The 7,812-nt window shown below is 42.6% G+C and carries 2 protein-coding genes; one reads left to right on the top strand and one right to left on the bottom strand.

Annotated features, from left to right (window positions below):
- Window positions 1-85 precede the first annotated feature (85 nt).
- Window positions 86-4,831: an S-layer homology domain-containing protein gene (locus C9J34_RS19540; RefSeq protein ID WP_107841853.1), complete on the bottom strand. Its 4,746-nt coding sequence runs from the start codon at window positions 4,829-4,831 to the stop codon at window positions 86-88.
- Between the two features lie 322 nt (window positions 4,832-5,153).
- Between C9J34_RS19540 and C9J34_RS19535 the strand changes: the two genes are divergently transcribed.
- Window positions 5,154-7,700, top strand: coding sequence for a winged helix-turn-helix domain-containing protein (locus C9J34_RS19535; protein ID WP_107841852.1), 2,547 nt, complete (start codon window positions 5,154-5,156; stop codon window positions 7,698-7,700).
- Window positions 7,701-7,812 lie beyond the last annotated feature (112 nt).

Genomic DNA, 7,812 nt, shown 5'->3' with positions numbered 1-7,812 from the left:
TGTAAGACCCCCACATCAAAATAGTGAGTGGAACGAAATAGTTAAGTGGGGGATGAGGAAAACCCCCACTGATTGAAGGTTCACTTTATTTTCTTACGCCATTTTCATCTACTTCATAGTTGACTATTTTGGCGTTTTTGGCAAGAGAGCCGTCAGCATAGAAATAGAACCATTTGGTGTTGATTTGGAACCATTTGTTAGATACCATGATACCGTCTTTGGTGAAGTAGTGATGGTATTTGTTATTTTCACTAATAAGCCAACCGATCACAGCCTTGCCGTTTTCGTCGATGTATTGCCATTGCCCAGCGTCATTTTGTGTCCAGCCGCGTGCTGTGTTTTCGTCTATGACAAGTTCCATGAGCCGACGCAGGAAGGTTGATGCTTCTGCGCGGGTAGTTACGGTCTGTGGAGCGAAGGTGTTGTTTTCCTTGCTTCGCATGATACCTGCTTGTTGGATGGTTTTGATAGCATCTTTGGTAGAATCAACGATCTTTTCATTGTCCGAGAATGTGACCGCCTGAACGGATACTGGTAATTTGTAGTTTATTGCTTTAGCATAGTTTTGCATAATAACGGCTATTTCTGCGCGTGTAATAGAGCGTGTTGGATCGAACTTACCATTGCCAATTCCTTGCACAATTTTGTTTTCAACTGCCCATTCTATATAAGGCATAGCAGGGTTGGTGGCTTTTATGTCGGTGAAACTGCTCATTTTGTAGTCCGTCACCTTTACATCAGCGATTTTGCCCAACGCCATAAGTAGGTCCGCGCGGGTGATAGCAGTGCTGGGTGCAAAGGTTGTCGTGCTTGTGCCACTGATGAGATTGCGACTGACAACAAAATCAATGTTATCTTTTGCCCAATGCTTCGTTGTATCAGTGAAGACGGGAGTTGTTGTCTTGTAGCCAACACCATAGATTGATAGGCTGTTTCTGTTGAAAATCAATCGGCCATTGCCATAGCTAGAGTTAGTAAGTAATTGTGGCTTGCCATTTTTATCAACATACACGCCAAATAAATTCCCTGTATTCTCTTTTTCTGAAGCTTTGTAGGCTAAACCTAATGTGATAGTCCCTTTGCCAAAGTTAGTTATATACGTGGGTTTGCTATTTTTTTGATAACCTATTGTAATATTGAACGCTGGACGAGAGCCAATTAGCTTTTGCGTCTCCGTAAACAGCTTAGTCACCGCCTTGGCTGAAACTGTAACAGCACCGGTGGATTGTTTATCAATTTCAGCGATAGCGTTTGTGTCCATAGTGATGTCCAGCACAGTTGAGCCGATTTTAATAAACTTGACACTTGCTTCTTTCAACTGGTCAATAGCCCCTGCATCGACAAGGATGTTCAAACTAGAATAGCTATCTTTACTTGTGATATTGAACTCCACTGCAATACCATCACTTCTATCAGATTTTTTCGCTGCATCTTGAGCCGCTTTGATTGCATCCTTCATCATCTGTTCAGTGATTTTTGCGGAGAGAATACTATTTTTCACTGTGCCAACAATGCTCTTTTTTTCCACGTTTGGCATATTAGGTTGCTTTTCAGCAAGGATTGTAGGCTTTTGCGTGTCGGATGTGTAGCTATCATCGCTGCCGCTAGATTCAATGTTGTCGAAGCTGTTTTGCTGTCCAGAGATCGTAATTTTTGCTTCTGCGTATATACCAGAGCCATCCTGTGCTGTCGCGCGTATTGTAACAGTCCCGTTGCTTAAAGCTGTTAAAAGACCTGTATTGCTTAGTGTTGCATAAGAGCCACCACTTATAATACTCCAATTCACTGCCTTGTTTGAGGCATTTACAGGCATAATGTTTGAGGCTAGTTGTAATGTGCCATTCTTCGTAGTAACTGCCTGCCCACCTGTAATGCTGATTTTTGTTACAGGTGTGAAAGTTTCTGATCGTGTAAAGTGGATGGTATATATTTTGACGGTTGCTTTATCCTCGGCAACTACCTTGACGATTGCGCTACCAGGTAATGTTGGTGCTTGTGTGATGGTTACGCTAGCCTTTGCATCATCTGCTATGGCATATACTGTCGCCGCAGGACTCCCTATTAGAATGTCAGAGGCTAGCTCCACATGATAGGTAGTTACATTCGAATCAAAGCCACTTATTGTACTGCCACCTACGGTTAGAACGCTTAAATTAGCGTTGCTAGCAGGAACGATTGTCGTGTCCTCGATTGTAATGGTCAGTGTCTGCTCTACGCCTGCACTAAACGAAAATACCAAATTTATTGTACCCATTGGTTGTGTAGCCAAATAGCTTTTTTGAATTGTTACCGTATTACCTAGTACGACATAGTCAGTGTCTGGTACAAGTATGTCTGTACCATTGCTAATATTGGTCAATGTGTTGCCGTTTAGCGACAAAGCTAATTCTATGTCTGTTTGTAAGGCTATGTTTTTGTCAAAGCTGACTGTGCTTGGACTGATTGTGCTATCTTGGGATGGATTGTTTATGACAAAACGATTTGAAACAGCGTGCATCGTATTACCAGCTGTATCTCTTCCTTGTATATGCAAGTACCAAATCCCGTCTACGCCTTCTTTCGTCAATTCACTACCATTATTAAATGGTAACCAGCCTATTGTCGGTTGGTCAGTGCTTTGCGTCCAGACATATTCTAATGTAGACTCAATTAAACCGCTACCGCCGCTGTCAGCAACAGTTGCCATTACCGAAGTGCCTCGTATAGCAAATTCATCGCCATTTGGGTTGAAGGAAGCTGTTGGTGCTGTCTTATCGATATTAATTGTAAATAAAGCATTCACGCTATTAGCAAGCGCATCGGTCACATTGAACTCAAATGAATTTATACCTTCTTGAAAGAATATAGTAGACATCCCAGGTGTATAAAGGGTTGCTGGTTCTCCATTTATTGATTGGGTAAAGGAGGTAATAGCAATTGCCCCTGTGTCCGCTGTGGCACTTGCTTGCACACTTTGATTCGTCCATTCACCGCTCTTGTAGTCACCGCCACCTGGTATTTTGACCATCAAGGGTGTTAGCTTTAAGTCACCACTGCTAATTTTGACAGTGCGACTGTCAAGCTTCACATTGCCTACCACATCAACCGCCTGCACGATTACAGTGTGGATGCCTTCGGTTAGGGGGATGGGGTCTAAATAGTTCATCCATGTCTTACCACCATCAAGCGTATATTGCAATGTTGCCATGCCACTTTGTGCATCCGTTGCTTCAACCGTTACGACAACATCTTTATTGGTCCACGTATCATTCAAATAGTCATCATAATCCGCTGTTTGCATCGTTATGCTGACAACTGGAGGCGTATTATCGATTAAAAATGGCTCAGATGTCGCGTTTGCTGAATTGCCTGCATAATCCTTAGCGCGGATATGCAAATACCAAATTCCATCTGCCCCAGCATGTGTAAATTGCGAGATAGACGTAGAGGGCAATAGCGAAAAGGGTGCCCAACCAGCTATGGGAGCAGTAGCAGTTTGTGTCCAAGCATATTCCAATGTGGACGGATTCACGCCGCTCGTAGCATCTGTCACTTGCACAAGGGTGTTAATTCCTCTTAATGGTTCAGCATTGCCATTAGGTGAAAATGTGATGTTTGGTGATTGACGGTCACGAGATATTGTTAGCGTATATGTTTTAGCTGGTTGCATATAGGGTTCTACTCGAATTTTTATTTCAGTGCCTGTCGTTGGGACTGAAACAGCGACAGTCGAACCGCTTTTTTGCAGTTGGTCATTGATGTACAGTGCTGAATAAGCAGTATTCTTCAATTCCGCTTTGATGCGGACAGTTGATGTCATTGGAGCGATATCACTATGATAGGAAGTGTCCGCTGAAGAAAATACAGGCAATAGTTCGCCTTCTTCAAGTGTCAGACTGTTCAAATGATTGTCACCAGGTACAGAAGTTTGCGACCCCCAACTGACAACGGTGCCATCACGCTTCAATGCTAGCGAATGGTTAACCCCTGCTGAAACGGCAATAACGTCATTTAGTCCAGCAGGAGGTGTTGCTTTCCCATCCCGATTATCTCCCCAAGCTACAACGGTGCCATCTGACTTCAATGCTAATGCGTGTGTATAACCTGCTGATATCGCCGTGACATTATTCAATCCTGCCGGGACGTTGAGTATCCCATTCCCGCCATGTTCTGCCCCCCAAGCTACAACGGTGCCATCTGACTTCAATGCCAATGCATACATGGATCCTGCATCAATTGCAACTACATTGCTTAAATTCGCAGGTTTGCTTGTCGCACCTGATCCGTTTGAGCCCCAATCGACAACAGTTCCATTAAATTTCAGTGCCATCGAATAATAAGTGCCTGTAGCTACCTTAGCAACGCCACTTTTCGCTGCGTCTGGTACAGTTGATTGCCCATTTCCATTGAGCCCCCAGCCGATGACTGTACCTGTGCCAGCCAACATGGAATTTTCTGCTACTGCTAAAGTATGCTTACCTGCACTTGCCATAGAGATTACCTTGTTCAAACCAGCGGGTATAGTCGTTTCACCTACGTTATTGCTTCCCCATGCAATAAGCGTGCCATTCGATTTGCGAGCCAAAAAAACGGTGTCTTTCGCATAAATTTCGACCACATCTTTTAGCTCCTCTGGAGGTTTAGCCCAGCTAGTCACGTTGTTTCCCCACACAATAACAGTTCCATCCGATTTCAAGGCGATGGAATTATTTTGAGCCGCGGCAATCTGTGTTACTTTGATTGCAGTAGGTGAAGCGGCTTTGACAGTTGCCATTGGTGGCATCATGCTTAGAATCATGACAACTGATAACATAATCGCTAGAAATTGCCGAACCCTTTTATATTGATTCATCTGCTTCCCTCCGATTTACCAAAATCATGTGAAATTAAAGTCTTTTGTTCATATCTCAATAAACTAAGAGTAGTATTGCATAAAAGTCGCTTTAATTGTAGATACATTTATTCTGTAAAACAATTAACTTTGTATGAGATTTTGAGAAAATATTCTTTGGCTATTTCAAAGGAAAATCGTCAATTTTAAAAAAAGTATGAGCTTTTTTATTTACTTATTTTTAAACTAGTCATAATAGTTCTAAAAAACCTCATACACATGTAATGTTATTCGTGCAATCTCTAGAAAGTTATGATATTTTGAAGAAAAAAGGAGGTATTTTATGGGCAGTCATTTATTAAATGAAAAATTCATACCAGAAAAACTACCTACTATTTGTGTGCCGAGGCATAGCCTTTTGAATACATTCCGTCAACATACTCAACAAAGAGTTTTGCTTGTGTCTGCACCTGCTGGCTTTGGGAAAACGATGTCAGCTATTCTTTGGATGAAAGCTTCTGGGCGGAAAGCTATTTGGATTGGATTAGATGAATATGACAGCTCACCTGCCGTCTTCTATAAGCTACTTTGTACGGGGCTTTTATCTGCTTTTTCTGACAACAAAGCGCTGGTAGAACTACTTAAAAATCCAGCCTTCATAGCCTCGCCTGTGGAAAATGCGATTAATTTTTTGTCGTATCTTGAACCCAACGCTGACTCCTATACATTGGTGCTGGATGGTTTTCATCTGATTACTACTGATGAAATCAGAAAGTCCTTGCCCTTTGTTCTCAAACGATTGCCTATGTCCTTCAATACGCTGATATTAACTCGCGAAGAGCCTACTAGCTATATGGAATCCTATATCAATGAAGGAAAAGAGGGGCTAATTACATCAGAGGAGCTCATATTCTCCGAGCTTGAAATCGAGAGCTATTTTAAAGCATGTGGGCATTTTATTACACTAGAGGAAGCGAAGGCAATTAAAGCTGCTACTGGCGGCTGGGCGATGGGTGTACAGGTAATCGCAAAAAATTGGAGGATGGAGCTTGAAGAGAAGCTGGATAGGGCTATGGAGCGATATATTAAACGGCAGATTTGGACGCAATGTGATAAAGATTTGCAGCAGTTTATGTTAAAGACTTGTACAGTAGATGAACTAACAGTGGCACTAGCCAACCATCTAACGGGAAGGAAGGACAGCGAGAAATTGCTGAACAAGCTCTGTGCCGAAGGTTTTTTTATCAGCCGCACAGATGAGCAACATTACCGTTATTACCATATATTTTTAGATTTTCTTAGAGCAATGCTAGAGAAGGATACGGACCTAGATAAGGAGGGGCTTTATAAATCTACTGCAGCCTATTATCGAGAGCGGGGCGAGTATTACAGTAGTATACGCTTTGCAGTAAAAGCAAGCGATTTTGAGGCCCTTACTGCTGATATGCTGGAGATGTATGAATACAGTACCCCTGATAGGGAGGCATCTGCCCGCATTTCCATGCAGGATCTTTCTCGTCTAGGAGGTAGCATTCCTGAGAGCCTTGCTAGTCAAAAACCTTATCTTTTAATTAGTCAGAGCTGGTATTATTATTTGCTTGGTGATGTGCAGCGATTTTGCATCTGCCTAGATAAACTATACGCTAAATTACCCGAAATCATGGGACAATATAAGTCTTTCATTAAATATGGGCTTTTCATGGTAGCTATTGATTTTCGCCGTCCTATTTTCAGCGTATCAGAGCTGTTAACTGATGAAATTATAGAGGCGGCTGCTCAAGCTGGTACGAAGGCAACTACTTTGATGAAGGCCATGCCTTTTATCCATCGCAGCCATCGAGATTATTCTGATTTCATGGCAGACATTGAGCAAAACGTCCACAAGGCAGAACCGATACTTGGCGCCTTAAACGGCACAGATGATACTCGAATACCGCTTTTGCTGCGTGCTATGCTTTATTATGAAAAGAATATGTTGAAGGAGGCAAGTGCTTGCTGTGAACAGGCGATGGCGACACTGCCTCAGCAAGCGATGCCAGAACTGTGCTTTAGTACGCAGATGACAAGGATAGTTATTTTGTCGGCGCAAGGATGGTCAGATGAGGTGAAGGAGAGCCTCGCTCGGAATGAAGCAATTATTATAGAGCAGGGCTTTCTGTTCTTACTGCCGAATTTTAAAGCATACGAAACGAAGCTACGTCTGTCTGATGGTGATAAAAATGCAGCTGCTGAGTGGTTTGAGCAGTATTTTGTGACCTCTGTCAAAGAATTAGAACTGTATAAAATTGCCCAGCATTTCACGACAGCTAGAGCCTATATGGTACTTGCAAAGACAGAAGAGGCAATGCACTATCTTGCTCGATTGAAAAAGCTAGGCGAGGATTTCCAGCGACCGCTTGATATAGCAGAATCCAGCGTTTTACAGGCAATCCTTGAATGGGCAATGGGCAAACGAAAAAGGGCCCAGCATACTTTGGAGCTAGCATTAATCGCTGCACAGCAATATGGCTATGTGCGAATATTTGCAGAGGAAGGTGCTGCAATCCTGCCCATTATTCGTAAAATAGCTCTCAAGGTTGAACGCGAGGATTATAGAGGAGAATTGACATCAAAATATATGCATGAAGTCACCTTAGCTACTTATGAGCAGTCCAAACGAAAAAAGGGGCTTATCATTTCACTGAACTCGAAAGCGGTCAAACTGTCCAAGCAGCAAAAGCATATTTTGAGCCTGCTTGCGATGGGCTACAAATACAAAGAAATTATGAAACAAACAGGTCTAACAATCCACACAGTCAAATCTCATGCTACGGCTGCTTATAGAAAGCTAGACGTAAACAATTCCATGGACGCCGTGTTGAAAGCGCGGGAGCTAGGATTGCTGGAGTAAACGTTGATTGAATTATCCTAAATCTTAACAAGGCTGTCGAAGCAATCGATAGTCTTGTTTTATCTTAGTTCAGCAAATTCTTTTTGTATCGAAAGCAACGCGACAGATACAG

The sequence above is a fragment of the Metasolibacillus meyeri genome (assembly GCF_003049505.1).
GTDB lineage: Bacteria > Bacillota > Bacilli > Bacillales_A > Planococcaceae > Metasolibacillus > Metasolibacillus meyeri.
This window is presented reverse-complemented; position numbering and strand designations above follow the sequence as displayed.